Genomic DNA, 17,570 nt, shown 5'->3' on the forward strand with positions numbered 1-17,570 from the left:
CATGGCTTTTTTGCACATAGAAGAAATAGGCGGAGAGATTACAAATGTAGCTGTTCAGATGGCCGGGAGTTCGCCGTCCACTATGTTGGGCTACAGGTTTGCATACTCGTTACCAAAAGACGTAGCGCTATATATATTTGAAAACCGAGAAGAAGCTGTTTTGGATGGAGAAACATTGAAAATAAAAGACTTATCATATGTGCCTGTTGCTTATAATTTCCTCGGTTGGAAAAACGATTATGTTGTTGATAGCTTTGGTTATATACAGCAGGTGGAGCGTGTCTTGGCAGACGCAGAGGGCGGTATATATGTTGAGCCAGACTATTCAAAGGGTAAGCCAGTGTGGGATTTTGAAAAGCAGGAATGGAAGTACGAAGCCGAGTAGGGCTTTTTTATTTTGAAAGGAGTTAGGGCATGGAAAGCTTAATAAAATCAATTGTCGCTGTCACAGGGGCGATCATTACTTTTTTATTGGGAGGCTGGTCGCCTTTGTTACAGGTGCTTGTTATTTTTATCATCATGGATTACGTGCTGGGTTTCTTGGTTGCGGCCACACACGGGGAATTAAATAGTTCAGTTGGCTTTAAGGGGATTGCCAAAAAGGTAATCATCTTGTCACTGGTAGCAGTAGCATACTCAATTGATACGATTATGGGAGATGGCACGTTTATGAGAGACGCTGTCATCTTCTTTTATTTGGCAAATGAATTGTTGAGTATTTTAGAGACAGTAGGCAAAACCAATTTACCAGTGCCGGATGTTCTCAAAAAAGCAGTGGAAAAATTAAACGATAAGAGTGACGCATAAGCGTTGCTCTTTTTTTATTACAAAAAGGAGAGGACAAATCATGGTAGCAATCAAACAACAATTGGCATCACAAAACGTCATCAACAATCGAACTTTCGGCGCAGGCAATCCGTGTAACTTTATTACAATACATGAGACGGCTAACGAGAGTACGGGAGCCAATGCCCAAAGTCATGCAAACTTGCAGTCTAAACTTAACCCTCGTCAAGCAAGCTGGCATTATCAGGTTGACGAAAAAGGGGTTATTCAATCCTTTCCTGATAATATAAAATGTTGGGCCGGAGGAGATGGGAAAGGTCCAGGGAACACTCAGTCGATTCATATAGAGATATGTGTAAACAAAGATGGAGATTTTAATAAGGCTGTCAAAAACGCCGCAGAGTTGGTCAAGGTGTTAATGGCTCGTCACAAAATCCCTATAAGCAATGTCGTACAGCATAACAGATGGAGCAGGAAAGACTGCCCTCGATACTTGCGGAATGGCAAAAAGGGGATCAATTGGGGCAACTTTATTGCAATGGTTAAAGGTGCAAGTGCAGCCAAACCTGTAGCATCAAAGCCCGCCAGCAAGCCATCCAGCGGCTACACCGGTAGCAGTATCGTTGACTACCTGAAAAGCATTGGTGTGGATTCCAGCTATGCTAACCGGGCTAAATTGGCCGCACAATACGGGATCAAAGGATATAAAGGGACTGAGGCTCAAAACCTCACATTGCTAAATAAAATGCGTGCAGGCAAACCCGCCGCGGCCAAGCCCGTGACTGCCAAAAAAGGCGATCAAAAAACGAACAGCATCGTTGATTATCTCAAGTCGATTGGCGTTGACTCATCTTTTGCTAACCGGAAAAAACTTGCTTTAAAGCACGGTATCAAGAATTATGCGGGAACTGCTGCTCAAAATTCACTGTTGCTTAGGAAGATGAGAGGGTAAAAATTTAATCAAAAATAGAACGTACGTTCCTGTTTTGTGTTATAATAAATAGGAACGTACGTTCTATAGATAATATATAGGAGGTTTGCAAATGAGTTTTATTTGGCCATTACGAGGGGATTTTGTAGTAACATCAGGCTTTCGGACTCCGAGCAGACGGAACCACCATGGGATTGATTTGGACGTGAAAGGTTCCGGGTATCAATATAATGTTCCTGTTATTGCATCCGCAGCTGGAACGGTTTCGCGTTCCTATTTCTCAACAGGAGGCTACGGTGAGTGTGTGATGATTGTTCATAACATCAACGGCCAAACCTGGGAAACTGTTTATGCTCATATGCACAAAGGATCAAGGACGGTTAAGGTTGGAGACAGAGTTAGTCAAGGACAAAGAATAGGATACATGGGGGCAACAGGTCAGGTAGATGGTCAACACCTGCACTTTGAGCTTCATAGGCCTTCGTGGAATGGTAATAAAAGTAACGCTGTGAATCCATTAAATTATCTTTCTGATTCCGGAGGTGGCGATCCTGGAGGTGAAACTGGAGTACCGCAACCAGAGTATGCTCATCTTACGAAAAACGGACGAATCGGCATAGGAACAATTGTTGTTCCCGTATTAAACGTAAGGAATCAGCCATCTACGAATGGCAGAATTATAAGAACAAAAAAACGCGGGGAAGGATTTTATGTTTATAAAATAAGTGGAGACTGGCGTTGCATTGGGACAAACAAAGGAGAACAAGAATGGATTTCAAATGCTAATAAAGAATATGCTAATATTCGCTGGTTTGATTTAAAAGGTGGTAGAATTGGCGAATTTACAGTAACTGTAAAAGAAGTATATTCAAGATATACGACAGATCAAAATGGTGAAATCTCACGACTGCTAAAGCAAGGACACAAGGGTTTTATTTATAAGGAGTATGGAAATTGGATTTGTATTGGGAACAATAAAGGCCGAGAAGAATGGCTCCATAATAATTACGTAAATAATTTTTGGTACTGATCAGAGCTTCCGCATTTGCCCTCTCTGGTGTGAGGGGGCTTTTTAATTGCTTGAACTAATTCCGCATAATCAAGATGTGGAGAATGGAATATTTACGTTGAGCGGGAGACAGGCGCGGTGATTAAATAAAAAGAATTAGACGATATAATGTTATCTTTCGCATTTGGTCCCTCTTCAGTAGTTGAGATTATAAAAATCAAAATAAAAATAGAAAAAGAAGGAAAAATGCCTCCATCTGTCGAAGGAATTCATTAATTATGGACAGGGGGGCTTATTTTGGCATCTATTACTGTATATAAGTTAAATACAGCTGAACAACTTGACTTATTCTATACAACAGAGGGTAAACTAAACTTAAATAAAGTTCAGGAAGAAATGAATACAAAGTTTGCTACAATTGGACAAGATGGAAGGATAAGCGGTCAAGGCTTTTTAAACCCTCAAATTAAAACTCGTGAAGATATACAGCTTTTGGAAGCTTATGGAACTGACTTAATAAATTTAGGAAATTATTTTGATACGGTTTTTGATGAGGATGACATAACAACGAACGAGGCACAGTTTACATTTTACTCTAAAGCACGTATTATTATAACGGAAGATAGTGACTTGGTTTTAAGGTTTGAAAATAGCACTGAAGAGAAGGTAAGAGGAAAGATAAAAGCTCTTGTGGAAAGTCTGGGGTTCGAAGCCTCTTTATTGAAAATTGATGATATCTTATTAAGAAAAATTATGGACAATGATTTGTATGATTGGTCCGCAGCTAAAATAGACCGAGTAGATAAAGATGGAGATAAAACCACAAAAGTTTCCTACGAGATTGATTTGGCAAATGATTTACACCCATCAGAAGTTGATGAGGCTTATAGAAAATACGGAAAAATTTCCCATATAAAGTTTCAATTACCTATATCTAGATCCGGAGCACCTGACAGCATTACCATTAATTTGTATAACAATGGACATAGGGCATATTTTGAGACAAATGAATTAGGGACGTTTTCAATTGATAATTTTACGGTTTTTTTAATGAAAAAATTGAAGAGCATATAATACTGTAAAGGAGGCGGAGTAGGGATGAAATTTTCATTATTAAAAGTTGACAATCCACAGAAATTAATAAAGTTGTCAAAAAATAAAGTGAGTTTTTTAAAGAAAGAAGATGATGTCTCTCTTTTTCACTTTAATAAATTTAATAATGGTTTATATCATGCAGTATTCAACATTAATGATGAATACCAAATTGGCACCAAAAAATTAGGGAAGCAGTACAACTATCCCTACTCCTCCTTGGTAAATTTCTTTTTTACTTTAGAAAGTAATTTTGCTTTAGTGGAGTATGTAAACAGAAAGTATCAAGATGAAGTAATAAATAGTGTCAATAATAAGACAAAAGCGAAAATCAAAAAAAGTGTTTTAGATAATTCATCGATAATTAAACTAATAAAAAATTTAGGAGGGAGTATAAAAAAATTCGAGTACACCAATGAGGCTGATGAATTATTAAGTCAAGATTTTATAACTAAAGAAGAAATTTATGAGATAGCTGATTCATGCACCATAGACAGAGCTCTTTTATTGATTGATAGTCAAAACGTTAGTTTTGCAAATAACGGTGATATATCGGTGGATAATAGCGATGAAGTATTTTTAATTAATTTTACTAAAAGGATAATTAGTACAATTGAATAGGATTATAGGGATAGCAATAAGCTTTTTACTCATTATTTTAGGAGCGCTTATTGGGGAAGGTTTTAAGAGCCCGTTATATTTTTATTGGGTAAGCGTGTTAATTATTTGTCTACTGTGCATTGAGGTCCTTCTTGATTTATATACAAATAAGAAATCAGAACTTCAGAATGCTAATGACAAAGTGTCAACTTTATTAATACTTAAAGGCAACAAATCTGATGCTGTGCAAATAGCTCTTTTTCCAAAAGAGAAGATTTTTATAAATAAAGAAACGCAAATTGATTTATTTGTTACTTCCTCGATACCGACAACAAAAATACCTGATGTCAAACTAATTACAAAGACAAATTGGGAAGTAAAAATATCTAATCAGACTCAAAGAGAAGCGAAGTATGCAGATGGTTATGAATATATACTAAGACAGTCATTTGTGACGATTAAAGAAGATCGGTTTATTCATTACAAATTCTTTGTAATTTTTGATGCCCCTGGTAAACATGACTTTAGTCTAAAAGTGGATAATGGTGAAATTAGCGGGCAGTTAAAAAGTTCTATAATCGCCCATAGAGTTAAAGTCCCTTGAAAAATTGCAGCACCTAGCAAAGGGGCTTTTTTAGTTTGTGCTAAGTAACATGCCCGGCGCTGGCCGGGCTCTACTTAAACAGCTTTTTAATCAATTTAAAAATATCAAACGTTGTCCGGTTATACACTTTATTATAGACGTACCGTTTAGGATTTCTGACCCACCCATACCCACGCGGCATCTTAAGCCCGGCACGATGGACGACCTGTCTTTTGATACTCGTCCGGGCGCTGATACGCTTTTTAAGGCTGGGTTTACGGGGGCCGATTTTAATTTTCATTTTTTAAAAACTCCTCTACTGACTAAGTTTATACAGCATGTATTGATTTAGACTAACGCCTTCATGCTCCGCTAACATGGCCAGTTTTTGATGCAAGGATTTTGGCATGCGAAGATTGATTTTCCCACTGTAATCCTCACGTGGTTCTGGAACGGGATCGCCGTGTTCCAGTTTTGTTTCAAGCCATCCCTCCATAGCCTCACGGGCATTTTTGTATGCTTCTTCAGCGGTATCTCCGTGGCTGTGGCAGCCATCTAATTCCAGCACATCGGCAAAATAATACTGGCCGCTGCCATCGTTAATCTTTTTAATAACGATTGAATAAGGTAACTCCATGTAATAACTAACATCTTTTTTTACCATTTTAAACAGGCGAGGAATTGTCTATAATAGATGGTAGGAAAGGGGAACCTACTCCCCAATCCTTTTTAAAACATCTTCCACATAAACCGCCTTAACGGGATTGTGTTTAGGTATCGTGATGACGTCTCCGTACTCGTTTCGGAAATGATGGTGTGAGCCTCTAATTCTCACCATTATGTATCCGTTAGATTCAAGGACTTTGACGATCTCATTAAACCTTATTCCGTTAGGGCGGTTTCTCATCTTTTCGATGAGCTTTTCAACCCTCGCCATTTGTTCCCTCCTTCCATTATTATAGTATCATATATGGTACTACAAAGCAAGTCTTTTTGTTACTCTGCCATAAATTCCCGGTCAAAATAGAGCTTGTCCATCAAGTTATTAACAATGCCATTAAAATACCCAAATTTATTTTTCATCCGAACACCTTCTTTTACCTTCATCACAAACTCTTTAATCGCCCTGATCCCAATAGACAACTCCTGCTCACTGTTAAATGCCCTGTCACCAGTAAAAACATTTACAACGCGATTGCATTGTTTAATAACCTTCCAAAATTCTTGGATGGTTTTAGCTTCTTGGTAAAAACAGCTTACTAAAGATGCAAAGCGCTCCGGTACCCAATGTGCAACAAAATTAGCATTAAGAGAGGCGTCATTACGTTTATTAGTATTTTGTTTTAAAGAAATAGAAGTTGTTTTATTGGCCGGACACTTTGTCGGACTTTTAGCAGGGGTCTTGTCGGACACTTCCTTTTTAACAGGTTGAATAATGACAGCGTTGGCCGTCTGTAGCATATCGGATTTCCGTTTCATTGCTACTTGCCGGATCATGCCAAGGTCAACGAGTTTTTTCATAAGTCTTTGTACAGTTTTGTAGCTTACTTCTAACATGCCAGCAATTGAATTTTTGCATAGGAAACTAACGCCTACATATTTGCAACTGTGGCGCTTTAAAATTTCCAATAGATTAATCAGTCTAGCTTGTACATCAGCCCGTTTAACGGACGACTTGATAACGTCTCTGTAAGTGCGTACTGTTTCATTTAATGATTCCACATCTTTAAATGTAGAAAGGTTTGTATATGATTCTTCGTTTGCTATAACATCAATCTTCTTCATTTTTTTGTCTCCCTCTGGAAACAAAAAAGCAACGGCCTGTTAGCAAACCGTTGCTTAATAAGCCCTATGACTGTAAAATAGACATAAGGGTACAGCAAGTGTTTGCCTGGTCTGGACAGGCGGACGGTATAAGGGTGTGGGGACACCACTTATACACGCTGTGCTCTTTTGTTTTTAAAAGTTATTTTTTTATTTCTCCCTTTCCGTGGTAACATTTTTGGTAACAAATCAATAAAATTAAACACTTATTCATGGGATCAGCAAGTCATTGAAACGCCTGACATCAAGCCTTTTTGCTTAATGTTAAACCATTAACAGTACTGTCTATATGATTCCCACCGTCTCCACCAATACATACCTGCGTTCATATGACGGAGATTGTAATTGTGTGGTAACATTCGTGGAATAAGCTATGGTAGCTTTCATTTAATAATTTCAGCAAGTTTGAAGTCGTCTTCTATTTTGAGGACGGCTTCTTTTGTTGGTTCTATGTCAAATGTTGGGTAAGGTGATTTCTGCTAGAATTATTTTCAGATTGTGTTTTTAGGAGTGAGTCAAAATGAAAGAAAAATCAATCATAGGACTACTGTTGATACTTACAGGTATTTTAATCACCTTTTTCCTAAATACAGCTACAATGATTATTTCATTAATAATCCTTATATCAATAGCAATTTTTGATATATTTACCAAGCCTTCATTGAAAAAAATTCTTTTTTATGTGATTTTGTTTTTCATCTTTTTTCTTTATCTATATTTCAGATAGAGCTTTTGCATTACTCAAGAGTTTTAATTTCCTAACCCGATCATTAGTCTAGTCGAAAGTTAGTGTAAACAATGATTATAGATTTAGTTTTTTAGTGTACTTCTCCCTTTTCCATGGCAAGAAAATGGTAAGAACATATTAAAATTATAGACTTATCCTCAGAATTCACAACTCTATTAACCCTTAATACAAAGGCTATAGGGTTTTTTCCTACGTTAAATTTTCATTATGAACAAAAAAAGGCTATGACAGAGGTGTTGACATTTGTTCATTTATTTGACAAGGATTGTGGATATGATGGGGCTTCTGTTAGGGGGACAGACTTTAAAGGAGTGAAGCGTATTCGCATGGAAGAGAGAATACCGATTGTAAGTTGTCGCAGTGGATTTACCGTGACTTGAAATAAGTTACTGGATTGAGCGAGTACAGGGACATCTTTTGACATCATGAACTCCTATTCGAAAAGCGGAACAGACATCATGAACCCATGTCATGAACATTTTATAACATGAAAGGGATGAAGCCCGGTTACCACTCCGCCCTCCACACTTTGGTGAGGGTATTTTTTATGTCAATAACTTTTTTTTCAGTTGATAAAGTAAAAAAATCAATGGACAAATTTTTCTGGGTTGTTTATAATATGAACATGAATGGAAACGTTTTCCGTATAGCAGAAAAATAAAGGGGAGCGTTTTCTTCGTCTGCACTAAATGAAAGCGCTATTGCGGATCGAAGGAGAGAAGATTGTTGGAAAAATTGATGGAGCTAATTTCGAAAATATCCGAAGTGATTTGGGGTCTTCCCATGATGTTGCTTTTGCTGGGGGGCGGTTTATTTCTTACTTTTCGTTTAGGTTTTTTTCAGTTCAAGTATTTCCCTCACATTATTAAGCAAACTTTTGGGAAGATTCTGAGCAAACCGGATTCTGGCGAAGGAACATTAACCCCTTTCCAGGCAGCAACTTCCGCATTGGCTTCGACTGTCGGAGCTGCCAATATCATCGGTGTGCCGGTTGCCATTGCTTTTGGTGGGCCGGGTGCTATTTTTTGGATGTGGCTAGTCTCATTAATTGGAATGGCATCTAAATATTCAGAGGTTGTATTGGGTGTCAAATATCGTGAAAAGAATAAAAAAGGGGAATGGGTCGGGGGACCGATGTATTATATCGAAAAAGGTTTGGGGTGGAAACCTGTCGCACTCTTTTTCGCATTTGCCTTAATGCTGGAAATTGTGGCAAGCACGATGGTGCAGTCCAATTCATTGTCAACAACGATTAAGGGCGCTTTTAATATACCTCCAGAAGTGACAGGACTGATCGTAATGTTTCTTGTTGGGATCATCGTTTATGGTGGAATTTCCAGGATTGGCCAGGTGGCGGAAAAGTTTGTCCCCTTTATGGTTGGAGTGTATATTATCGGGTCACTCATCATTGTATTTTCTAATATATCCGTTATTCCGTCCGTATTCACCATGATTTTTAAGCATGCTTTTACGCCAATTTCAGCTGCCGGAGGCTTTGCCGGTGCGGGAGTTGCGGCCGCGATTCGCTGGGGGCTTGCGAGGGGAACCTATTCCAATGAAGCAGGAATGGGAACGGCGCCAATCGCCCATGCCACGGCTAAGATTGATCATCCTGCCAAGCAAGGTTTTTGGGGAATATTTGAAGTAATTGTCGACACACTCATCATTTGTACAATAACGGCTATTGTTATTTTAGGGACCGGGGTATGGAAAGAGGTTAAGCGGGAACAAGCTTCTTCCATGGTGACAGAAGCTTGGAGCCAAGTTTTCGGAAGTCAGCTGGCTGGAACCTTTATGGCGGTCAGTTTATTCTTTTTTGTCCTCTCCACTGTCGTGATCATTATTTTTTACGGCGAGAAACAGGCGGAATATTTATTTGGCACAACATTCTCCAAGGTCATGCGATTTATTTATGTGGTTGCCATTTTTATCGGAGCGATCGGGGGACTAAAGTTTGTATGGCAATTCCTCGACATATTATTGGCTCTGATCGTTGTTCCTAACGTTTTGGCACTCATATTACTGAATAATGATGTAAGAGAAGTGACCAATGACTATTTTACACGAATTTATAAGAAGAATAGGTCATCTTCACAGTCAAACTCCTCTGAGAAACAGGCCGAGTAGTCTTTTGTAAAATAATGTAAATCCGTATACAAAACTTTTGCTCTTTAAATGACCGAAGTGCGGCGTTAAGAGGAAATGATTTTGTTCAAATGACAGTCGGGGTGAGACTAGTTATAAAAGGTGCGAATTGCTCTATCCTTCATTTTAAAAATGCCAAGATCTCGAAGAAATTTTAAAAGTGACCCATTTTAAAATGTACGCATTCTACGTAAGAGGCTCTTGAACAACAACTATCAGTCGCCCATCATGTCAATCATGTCAATTGGAGTTTTTTGCCCATTTTAAAAGAAAAAAGAAAATGTTCTTTAGACTATGGGCTTTGCAATATTTCGGCAAGCATTTGGGATGTCACGGTATACTTGATAAATGGTTCGATTGATTCTGTCCGTCCAGCTTTCAATGAAGTTCTGTCAAGTTGGTGGAGAAAATCACTGGGGGATTGTTCCCTACGATCTGATATGTAAGAGTGATTTGCTTTGTACAGTTTGCCATTTTGAATCTTGGATGTCCCACACATCAGGCCATTGAGAAAATTTCCGAACATGTTGATGTGCATTCATGTCATCATTCAGTTCCACTTTTATAAAATATGTCTCTCTTTCATGAAAGTATCATTAAAAAGTCAATCTTATAAATGTAGGGCACCTCATCAGTTTGGGGTGCCCTGAAAATTTAGTAATCGCGTCCTTTAAATAGTCCTGCTTCTACTGCCGCTTCGAAGCTCGCACGTGCGAAATTAAAAGGGTTGCCTGTATTCTCCCAGTGCATGTACATAAGGCGCGGTTTATCAAACAGCCAGTGGTTATGGACGGCTGTAACAATCAGTCCGCGTTTTCTTAATGCTGACATAAACGGGTTGATTTCCCGCTGAAGTATCACGGTTTCACCCAGGTTTAATGTGTTGCCCCCTTTATTATTCTCAAATGACAATGCAAACGGAAGAGCCAATGGTGAACGTGTTCTTCTGCCTAAAATAGTGGCATTTATATTTCTAAGGCGTTGAACAACACAAACAGGTGCAGCCGTAATGACCTGTCCTCCAATAATATCTGCTAATTTCTGGCATGTTTTGGACATGGGTTCTCCTCCTTTCGAACCTTTAGAATATGCTATGTAAAGGCGGGGGAGCTTGTATAGATAAGAATCTAATAGTAGAAAAACAAGGCAATTAAAATAGAAAGGAATATATAGAAGGAGAAAGCCTGTCTGTCCTCCAGGCTCTATAAAATCCCGCACAACACTTATGAAATCATTGCTTTTTTGACAAAAAAAAGGTATGTTTTATATACATAGAATCTCTAGGTAGGTGCGGACATGTTTGACAGAGAGCTTTTAAAAGGAAGTACTTCTTTGCTCATTTTACAATTATTGGGTGATCGTCCGATGTACGGCTATGAGATTGCCAAGGTCATGGAACAAAGAAGTGATCATACATTGCGTGTCAGGGAAGGGACATTATATCCTGCCTTGCACAAGCTTGAACAGCAGGGGTATATTGATTCCTATTGGGAACAGCAAAAAAAAGGGAAGCCGCGTAAATATTACCGTTTGACAACGGAGGGTGTTAAAATGCTGGAAGCCAAAACGAAAGAATGGACGTTATTTTCAAATATGATGGACCGCATGTTGGGGAAAGAACAATGATACATACAAAGAACGAATATATTGAGCAGCTCAGGGAATTGTTAAAAGATCATTCGGATCGGGATGCCATTGTGGATGAAATTTCGGTTCATATTAATGAATGTTTGCGCCAAGACGGGCTGTCTGAACAGGAGGCGATATCACTGGCAATCAGTCAAATTGGCAGCCCCCAACAACTGGCGCAAGGTTTTATCCGTTCATCCACACCTCATACAACAGCGGCTAAAAAATGGTTTATTTACATGAACTTCATGTTTTTCCTTGCGGGTGGATTCCTTGCGGTTGGGGCGAATGTCTTACAAATCGATATGTTGCAGTGGATGTGGGACATGTTGTCGCAATCCGGCTGGACGATTTTGCTGGCGTATACGGGATACTGGGCATTTTTGGGATTTGAAATGGGCAAAGAATATGGTGTTTCGGGTAAAAAGCTTTTGTCGCGCACGATTGGAACCGCGATTATTCCCAATTTCATCTTAATGTTGGCGACATTGTTCGGTTTTCTTCCCATTGGGTGGTTTCACACCTTGCTGAACTCTTCATTTCTTATTGCGTGCCTGCTTGCCACATTTTGTTTTTTTCCAATTAGCCATATGGGATATTATGTTGGAGTACGTAAAGCTTTTTAAAGGAGTACTCTCTTTTTTTTGAAAATATACCTAGAATTACGATGTATAAACAGATAGAGGTGAATGAAATGGGATTAACAAGTATTGTTGGTATTGGTATTGTACTCGTCCTGGTTGTTTTGATTAAAAAGAATACGATGATGGAATGGGTGGGAAATCATTGGATAGTACGAAGATTATCTAAGCAACGATGGTTTAAAAATAAGTGGCTGAGCGGTTTGTTTTTATTTTTCTTGAATGCTGTATTATTTTTCTTGGCAACGGCGTTCATTGTTTTGTCAAGTTATATGTTGATTCCTTACCTTCATGTCGCGTTCATGTTTGCGGCAACCATTGCGAGTATCTATTTATGGATCGCAGTTCGCCGCTCGGGAAACAAAGGCCGTACAGAACAACGCATTATGGGTTTTGTCGGAAGCAGTTTTTATATGATTCTTTTTTTCATTTTTCTCTACCTGTTTTTGACGTTGGAGCCGGCAACACCGGAGCATGATCCATTCATGGCGGCCATCGGCTTGATGTTTGGGATGATCGTTTCTTTTGTTGCCTGGCTAACATGCTTTTTGATTACTGGAGGGGGAAGCGGGAAGCATCGTTTTATAAATAATGTGATGAAAAAATGAACCTTTTTGTTTCGCCAATTGTATTACATATAAAGAGACAAGAAGGGATGGTGTTTTGTGATGCCGGTAACTGGATGGGTGGCCAGCAGTATTGTCGCGGGCGTACTTGGTTCCCTATTCGTTGTAATCATTGCGCCCATGAATAAAAAAGTTGTTCGCGATAAATGGGGAAGAATTGATTTTTCAAAAACAGATATTTATTTTTATTGGACCCGCTGGGATACGATTATTCTGATTGCTGCGATTTACACAATGCTCAATATAACAGGGCTGCTTGTTTTTCTTTTGAGGGGAGATAATATTGAGAGCCCGTTGATCCAATATTTTATTCACCAAACATTTGTGTTCGGCGTTTTCACGTTTATGTGGTTGATTACGAAGCTTGCTTACGTATTTAAGGGAATTAAAGAACGGTGGCCCAATGAATTCAAATAAGGAGATTCGATTGGAAGATGGACGGGTAGAAACAATCGAATCCATTTATCAAGTATACCGGGACCCTCTATATCGGTTCGTTTATCGCTATTCAGGCGACCAGCAATTAAGTATAGACATCGTCCAAGACATATTTGAAAAACTGATCAAAAAACAGCAATATTCCCCAGAAAAAGGCCGTTTTAAAACGTACTTGTTTCAAATTGCGTATAATACAATGATCACAAAGTTGAAAAGAAGGCAAAAGCTTAGAACGCTGCTTCCTTTTTTGGCTTCCGAACGGCCCACCGCCATATCGATTGAAGAAAAGATGTCCGTGCAAAAAGCGGTGCAACGATTGCCGGAAGAGCAAAGAGCGGTTATATTATTAACGTACTATCATGATTTGTCGCAAAAAGAAATCGCCACAATATTGGAAGTTCCAATTGGAACAGTGAAGTCGCGAATACATCATGCGATCAAGAAACTGAAGGAAGAGTTGGAGGTGGACGGGGATGAACGATAAGGAGTATGAAAAGCTTGTTCAAAAGCTTGACGAGTATCAAGTCGATGTGCCGGACTTTCCCATGAAAAAATCAAGATTGGATAGAGCTGCTAACTGGCTGTTTGATCCGGTTTCGCTACCGGTATGGGAAGTTCATTTCACGAAAAAAGGGATGGCAGTCGCCATGTTTTTCCCCGTTTTATTGACCATTATTTCCGCAATTCCCTTCATCTTTTTGTAAAGAGGTGAGTCCATGTTTATGCCCAGGTTGTCACTGGAAAAGAAGCGAAAAATGATCAAAGAAATTCAAGCGTTTTTCCTAAAAGAACGTGGCGAAGAGATAGGAGAATTGGCCGCAGAAATATGCTTTGAATTTATAAAAGACCGCCTTGGTCCCGTCTTTTATAACGAGGGCATCCGTGATGCACGAGAGGTTGCCAACGAAAGAATGCAAATGCTGGAGGAAGATTTATATTCGTTGGAGCGAAAACTTTTTAATTAGGGCTGGACTTGAAAATGCCGCAGTGCCTTTTTCAGTTCGCCAATTTGGGACGGGGATGCCCCATCAGTTTATTGGGGCTTCCTATTTTTTTGGCCTCATCTGTCCCAGCTTTTGAAAAAACAGGCTCTTGTAAAAATCGAAAGAAGAGGGATGGAACCGGAGTGGCCGATTTGGCGGCTTTATGGAACGCCTTCAAAGTATTTTTCGTAGTAAAAAAGCGGCTTTTTTCAAGCCGCATCGAAAGATGGACCGCTTTTTTCTTCCATCACCAACTGTGATATTCGGAAGCACTTGTACATTGTGAGGCAGTAGAGCGAAATACCCGCGGAACGGTTTTTGAGATTTGCCGGAGATAGTGGATGGCGGCGGAAGGACGGGGAGCCCTCATTCCAGTTTGTTGTCAATATGGGGATTAAAAAAAAGATAGTGTTGTATCCAATACAAGTGGAAAAGTTCTCTAGATTCTAGTTTCATCAGCATATTTACTGTAACCTTTTTAAAAAAATAGTATAATTATGGAAACGCTTTTATTAGAATAGGAGAAATAGGATGATCCAGTCGATTGACAGAGCGATGGCCATTATTCACATTTTAATATCTGACCCGTATAAAAGAGAATGGTCGATCTCCGATTTATCAGAGCGGGCAGAATTGCCAATCAGTACAATGCATCGTATATTAAGTTCGTTGATTAAGCACAGACTCGTGACGCAAAATCCTGTTACAAAACACTATAGAGTCGGATATTTTTGGATGGAAGTTGGGATGCAGGTGCTTGAAAGCATTGATTTTCGAGGCGCAGCCCAGCCAGTGATGGAAAATCTCGCCAAAGAAGTGGAGGAAAGCATCTATTTGAACATCCAGGATGGAACCTTTGGCATTACAATTGAGATTGTGGACAGCCCGTTAAAAGTTCGTATCGCTGAAACAGTAGGTACTCGCATTCCCTTATATATCGGCGCTCCCAATAAAGCCATTTTATCTTTTTTAATGGAAGATGAGAGGGAACAGATTCTGGAAGAATCAGAGCTGACCAAAGAAGAAAAAGAAAGTTTGCGTAAAAGCATTGCCATGATTCAAAAAACAGGCTATGCCTATAGTGTGTCCGAACAGACAGAAGGGACAGCATCGCTTGCCGCGCCGGTTTTCGGTTATGGCAACAAAGTTGTGGCGGCAGTCAGTATCAATGGGCCCAGTTTTCGCATTACGAAAGAACGCATGCCGCTGCTTATTGAAAAGGTTAAAAAAGCAGCGGAAGATATATCAAAAGAATTAGGAAGGCATTACTAATCCACCTCCCCTGATAGTATCAGGGGTATTTTTTGCACCTGTTATTCTGAATATTCTTTTATTAACTAGAAAGTGATGACAAGAGGAGAGAAATGTTATATATTTAAATTAATCCACGAAGTAGAAATGAATTCCACAATACGGAAACAAAGGGGTGTCAACAATGTATGAACAATTAAAAACAATGAATTTGCCTGAACAGGCAGAATTTTTGACAAAGTATCTTGTGGGAGTCAACAGCATAAATGGCACGGCAGGGGAAGGAACCATAGCTGACATCCTCCAAAACATTCTTCTTAGCTTCCCTTATTTCCGGAAACGTCCGGATCATGTATGGGTGCAAAAAATACCCGATGATCCATATAGAAAGAATGTATTTGCCCTGATAGAAGGGCAGAAAGGATCTAGTCAAACAGTCATTTTTCATTCGCACATAGATACAGTGGGCGTAGAAGATTTTGGACATTTAAAGCCTGCCGCCTTTCAGCCGGATGTGTTGGAAGCGTTTTTTGCCACTTATGATTTAGACCCCAATGTGCAAGCGGATGCACAATCAGGAGATTGGATGTTCGGCAGGGGAGCGGTTGATATGAAAAGCGGAGTTGCCGTCCATTTAGCCAATGTATTGTATTTTTCAGAGCACTTAGACAGGCTTCCCGGAAATATTCTTCTCATGTTCAATCCTGATGAAGAAAGTCATCATAAAGGAGTCATTTCAGCTATTTCGGAGCTAAAGCGGTTACGAGATGAAAAAGGTTTGACATTTGTGTCGGCCATTAATAATGATTTCATTACGCCCCTTTATGACGGCGACCCGCATCGATATATTTATACAGGTGCTGCCGGGAAAATCTTGCCGAGCTTTTATATTTATGGTCGTGAAGCGCATGTGGGGGATACCCTTTCTTCTCTCGATCCCAACTTTGTTGCGGCCGAAATTACCCGTCGGATCCATAATAATGTGGAATTGGCGGAACATATCGAAGGAGAATTGACGCTTCCTCCAACTTGTTTGCAGCAAAGAGACAATAAGGAGTTCTACACGGTACAGACTGCAACAAGCAGTTATCTCTATTTCAATTATTTCCTCTTTGAGTTGTCTGCAAAAGAAGTGATGGAGAAGTTGATGGCCATTACGAAAGAAGCATGTATGGATGTGGAGTATTATTTTAAGAGGCAATATCAGCAGTTTATCGAGCGTACCGATTTACCTGGCAAGGACATTTCTTGGCACATTGAAGTTGTTAGTTTGGCGGACTTCATAAAGGAATTGGAAGGGAAAGGAATTCCGGCGCGGGAAGTGGCGAAAAAAGTGTGTTTGGAAAATAGTGAAATGGAACCGAGGGCGCTTTGTTTTAAAATGGTAGAAGAATTGCAGAACCTTGATCCTAATAAACAACCGAGAGTCGTGATTTTCTTTTCTCCTCCCTATTTGCCACACAATTATTTAAATGAGCAGAATGAAAGGGATGCCAAACTTCTTCAGTCCGTAAAAGAAGTATTAGAGGAAACAAAGTTGCAAACTGGAGAAACATTTGCCTTGAAAAGATTTTTCCCTTATTTGGCTGACGGCAGCTTTCTATCGCTGCACGAGACGGAAGAAGAACTTCACTCATTGATTCAAAATTTTCCCGAATGGGAATCGATTTACCCGTTGCCAGTCAATGACATACGTGAACTAAATATTCCATCCATCAATATGGGCGTGTACGGGAAAGACGGACATAAATGGACGGAGCGGGTGTATAAACCTTATTCATTCCACGTATTGCCAAAGCTGATTCGTCAAACGACTGTCAAATTGTTGGAACAGAAAGAAAGCGCCATTATTCGTTCATTTTTGAAAACAGAAAGTGCTCGCTTATAGGCTATTTACAATGTCACTTTCATTTATAGAAGTGACTACGACTTGTTGGTATGAGTCCGGTGTTGTGCCGGACCATACCTTTTCATTTTGCCTGAATCCCGTTTCATGCTGCGTTCCAGTGTTCGTTCGACTTTCATCTTGATTACGCCTTTATGTAATAGTATCCTTTATAAATGACATTTTTGCCTAAGAAGTCAAACAAGGTCTAATACAGTCAAACTCAAGCATTTTTCAAGTTGACATAGGGTTCGCCAATTTCATTGATCGCTTCAAAAGGCGGAAAAATGCAGCGATGTATGTGAGGAAAGAAAGGACTCTAGTAAAAAAGTATTGACAAAGTACATAAAAACTTATTTAATATAGTTATGCAATTTCAGAAAGCGATTCCATAATACG

General features: G+C 39.4%; 23 protein-coding genes. 17 read left to right on the plus strand and 6 right to left on the minus strand.

Features of this window, described 5'->3' with window-relative positions; translation table 11 throughout:
* Position 1 precedes the first annotated feature (1 nt).
* From NST31_RS15470 to NST31_RS15500, 7 genes are all read left to right on the plus strand, one after another.
* Positions 2-385 carry a hypothetical protein gene (locus NST31_RS15470; protein ID WP_339161828.1) on the plus strand — a complete coding sequence of 128 codons (384 nt, stop codon included), beginning with the start codon at positions 2-4 and terminating at the stop codon, positions 383-385.
* A gap of 29 nt (positions 386-414) precedes the next feature.
* Positions 415-807 (plus strand): phage holin family protein, encoded by a 393-nt coding sequence (locus NST31_RS15475; protein ID WP_339161830.1) that lies wholly within the window; start codon positions 415-417, stop codon positions 805-807.
* A 40-nt stretch (positions 808-847) separates the two neighbouring features.
* Positions 848-1,738 (plus strand): N-acetylmuramoyl-L-alanine amidase, encoded by an 891-nt coding sequence (locus NST31_RS15480; RefSeq protein WP_339161833.1) that lies wholly within the window; start codon positions 848-850, stop codon positions 1,736-1,738.
* A 91-nt stretch (positions 1,739-1,829) separates the two neighbouring features.
* Positions 1,830-2,747: a M23 family metallopeptidase gene (locus tag NST31_RS15485; protein ID WP_339161834.1), complete on the plus strand. Its 918-nt coding sequence runs from the start codon at positions 1,830-1,832 to the stop codon at positions 2,745-2,747.
* A 276-nt stretch (positions 2,748-3,023) separates the two neighbouring features.
* On the plus strand, positions 3,024-3,800 hold the full coding sequence (locus NST31_RS15490) for a hypothetical protein (RefSeq protein WP_339161837.1): 777 nt from the start codon (positions 3,024-3,026) through the stop codon (positions 3,798-3,800).
* 24 nt (positions 3,801-3,824) lie between these two features.
* Positions 3,825-4,439 carry a hypothetical protein gene (locus NST31_RS15495; protein WP_339161840.1) on the plus strand — a complete coding sequence of 205 codons (615 nt, stop codon included), beginning with the start codon at positions 3,825-3,827 and terminating at the stop codon, positions 4,437-4,439.
* The gene (locus NST31_RS15500) at positions 4,432-5,022 is read left to right on the plus strand and encodes a hypothetical protein (protein ID WP_339161843.1); all 591 of its coding nucleotides are present in this window, start codon (positions 4,432-4,434) and stop codon (positions 5,020-5,022) included. The genes NST31_RS15495 and NST31_RS15500 overlap by 8 nt, the downstream gene beginning before the upstream one ends.
* A 70-nt stretch (positions 5,023-5,092) precedes the next feature.
* Here NST31_RS15500 and NST31_RS15505 read toward each other — a convergent pair whose 3' ends face one another.
* The 4 genes from NST31_RS15505 to NST31_RS15520 form a co-directional block, all read right to left on the minus strand.
* Entirely contained in the window at positions 5,093-5,296 is a 204-nt protein-coding gene (locus NST31_RS15505) for a hypothetical protein (protein ID WP_339165574.1), read from the minus strand.
* A gap of 21 nt (positions 5,297-5,317) precedes the next feature.
* Positions 5,318-5,638 (minus strand): toxin-antitoxin system HicB family antitoxin, encoded by a 321-nt coding sequence (locus NST31_RS15510; RefSeq protein ID WP_253191977.1) that lies wholly within the window; start codon positions 5,636-5,638, stop codon positions 5,318-5,320.
* A gap of 75 nt (positions 5,639-5,713) precedes the next feature.
* A complete protein-coding gene (locus NST31_RS15515; protein WP_077114133.1) occupies positions 5,714-5,938 on the minus strand; it encodes a type II toxin-antitoxin system HicA family toxin in 225 nt (74 codons plus the stop codon).
* Positions 5,939-5,997: 59 nt separating this feature from the next.
* Complete coding sequence (locus tag NST31_RS15520; protein WP_339161846.1) at positions 5,998-6,786, minus strand: helix-turn-helix domain-containing protein; 789 nt, start codon at positions 6,784-6,786, stop codon at positions 5,998-6,000.
* 1,513 nt (positions 6,787-8,299) lie between these two features.
* On the opposite strand from NST31_RS15520, the gene NST31_RS15525 reads away from it, so the two are divergent.
* Positions 8,300-9,700 carry a sodium:alanine symporter family protein gene (locus NST31_RS15525; RefSeq protein ID WP_339161848.1) on the plus strand — a complete coding sequence of 467 codons (1,401 nt, stop codon included), beginning with the start codon at positions 8,300-8,302 and terminating at the stop codon, positions 9,698-9,700.
* Positions 9,701-10,372: 672 nt separating this feature from the next.
* On the opposite strand, the gene NST31_RS15530 is transcribed toward NST31_RS15525, so the two are convergent.
* Entirely contained in the window at positions 10,373-10,777 is a 405-nt protein-coding gene (locus NST31_RS15530; RefSeq protein ID WP_077112842.1) for a DUF1259 domain-containing protein, read from the minus strand.
* Between the two features lie 237 nt (positions 10,778-11,014).
* Here NST31_RS15530 and NST31_RS15535 point away from each other — a divergent pair, with 237 nt between their 5' ends.
* From NST31_RS15535 to NST31_RS15565, 7 genes are all read left to right on the plus strand, one after another.
* Complete coding sequence (locus NST31_RS15535) at positions 11,015-11,344, plus strand: PadR family transcriptional regulator (RefSeq protein WP_077112841.1); 330 nt, start codon at positions 11,015-11,017, stop codon at positions 11,342-11,344.
* Entirely contained in the window at positions 11,341-11,973 is a 633-nt protein-coding gene (locus tag NST31_RS15540; RefSeq protein ID WP_339161851.1) for a hypothetical protein, read from the plus strand. The genes NST31_RS15535 and NST31_RS15540 overlap by 4 nt, the downstream gene beginning before the upstream one ends.
* A 68-nt stretch (positions 11,974-12,041) precedes the next feature.
* The gene (locus tag NST31_RS15545; RefSeq protein ID WP_077112839.1) at positions 12,042-12,596 is read left to right on the plus strand and encodes a hypothetical protein; all 555 of its coding nucleotides are present in this window, start codon (positions 12,042-12,044) and stop codon (positions 12,594-12,596) included.
* A gap of 60 nt (positions 12,597-12,656) precedes the next feature.
* On the plus strand, positions 12,657-13,031 hold the full coding sequence (locus NST31_RS15550) for a hypothetical protein (RefSeq protein WP_339165576.1): 375 nt from the start codon (positions 12,657-12,659) through the stop codon (positions 13,029-13,031).
* Positions 13,018-13,536, plus strand: a complete 519-nt coding sequence (locus NST31_RS15555; protein WP_339161855.1) for an RNA polymerase sigma factor — start codon at positions 13,018-13,020, stop codon at positions 13,534-13,536. Before NST31_RS15550 ends, NST31_RS15555 begins: the two co-directional genes overlap by 14 nt.
* The gene (locus tag NST31_RS15560) at positions 13,526-13,756 is read left to right on the plus strand and encodes a hypothetical protein (protein ID WP_339161857.1); all 231 of its coding nucleotides are present in this window, start codon (positions 13,526-13,528) and stop codon (positions 13,754-13,756) included. The genes NST31_RS15555 and NST31_RS15560 overlap by 11 nt, the downstream gene beginning before the upstream one ends.
* Before the next feature lie 12 nt (positions 13,757-13,768).
* Positions 13,769-14,017: a DUF2164 domain-containing protein gene (locus tag NST31_RS15565; RefSeq protein WP_339161859.1), complete on the plus strand. Its 249-nt coding sequence runs from the start codon at positions 13,769-13,771 to the stop codon at positions 14,015-14,017.
* A gap of 31 nt (positions 14,018-14,048) precedes the next feature.
* Here the strand turns inward: NST31_RS15565 and NST31_RS15570 are convergent, their stop codons facing one another.
* Entirely contained in the window at positions 14,049-14,255 is a 207-nt protein-coding gene (locus NST31_RS15570) for a hypothetical protein (RefSeq protein WP_339161862.1), read from the minus strand.
* 311 nt (positions 14,256-14,566) lie between these two features.
* Between NST31_RS15570 and NST31_RS15575 the strand changes: the two genes are divergently transcribed.
* Both NST31_RS15575 and NST31_RS15580 read left to right on the plus strand, forming a co-directional pair.
* Positions 14,567-15,307 carry an IclR family transcriptional regulator gene (locus tag NST31_RS15575; protein ID WP_077112829.1) on the plus strand — a complete coding sequence of 247 codons (741 nt, stop codon included), beginning with the start codon at positions 14,567-14,569 and terminating at the stop codon, positions 15,305-15,307.
* 163 nt (positions 15,308-15,470) lie between these two features.
* Complete coding sequence (locus NST31_RS15580; protein ID WP_339161864.1) at positions 15,471-17,174, plus strand: M20/M25/M40 family metallo-hydrolase; 1,704 nt, start codon at positions 15,471-15,473, stop codon at positions 17,172-17,174.
* The last annotated feature ends 396 nt before the right edge of the window (positions 17,175-17,570 follow it).

Origin of the sequence: Siminovitchia sp. FSL W7-1587 (genome assembly GCF_037963795.1) — a bacterium.
Lineage (GTDB): Bacteria > Bacillota > Bacilli > Bacillales > Bacillaceae_C > Siminovitchia > Siminovitchia thermophila.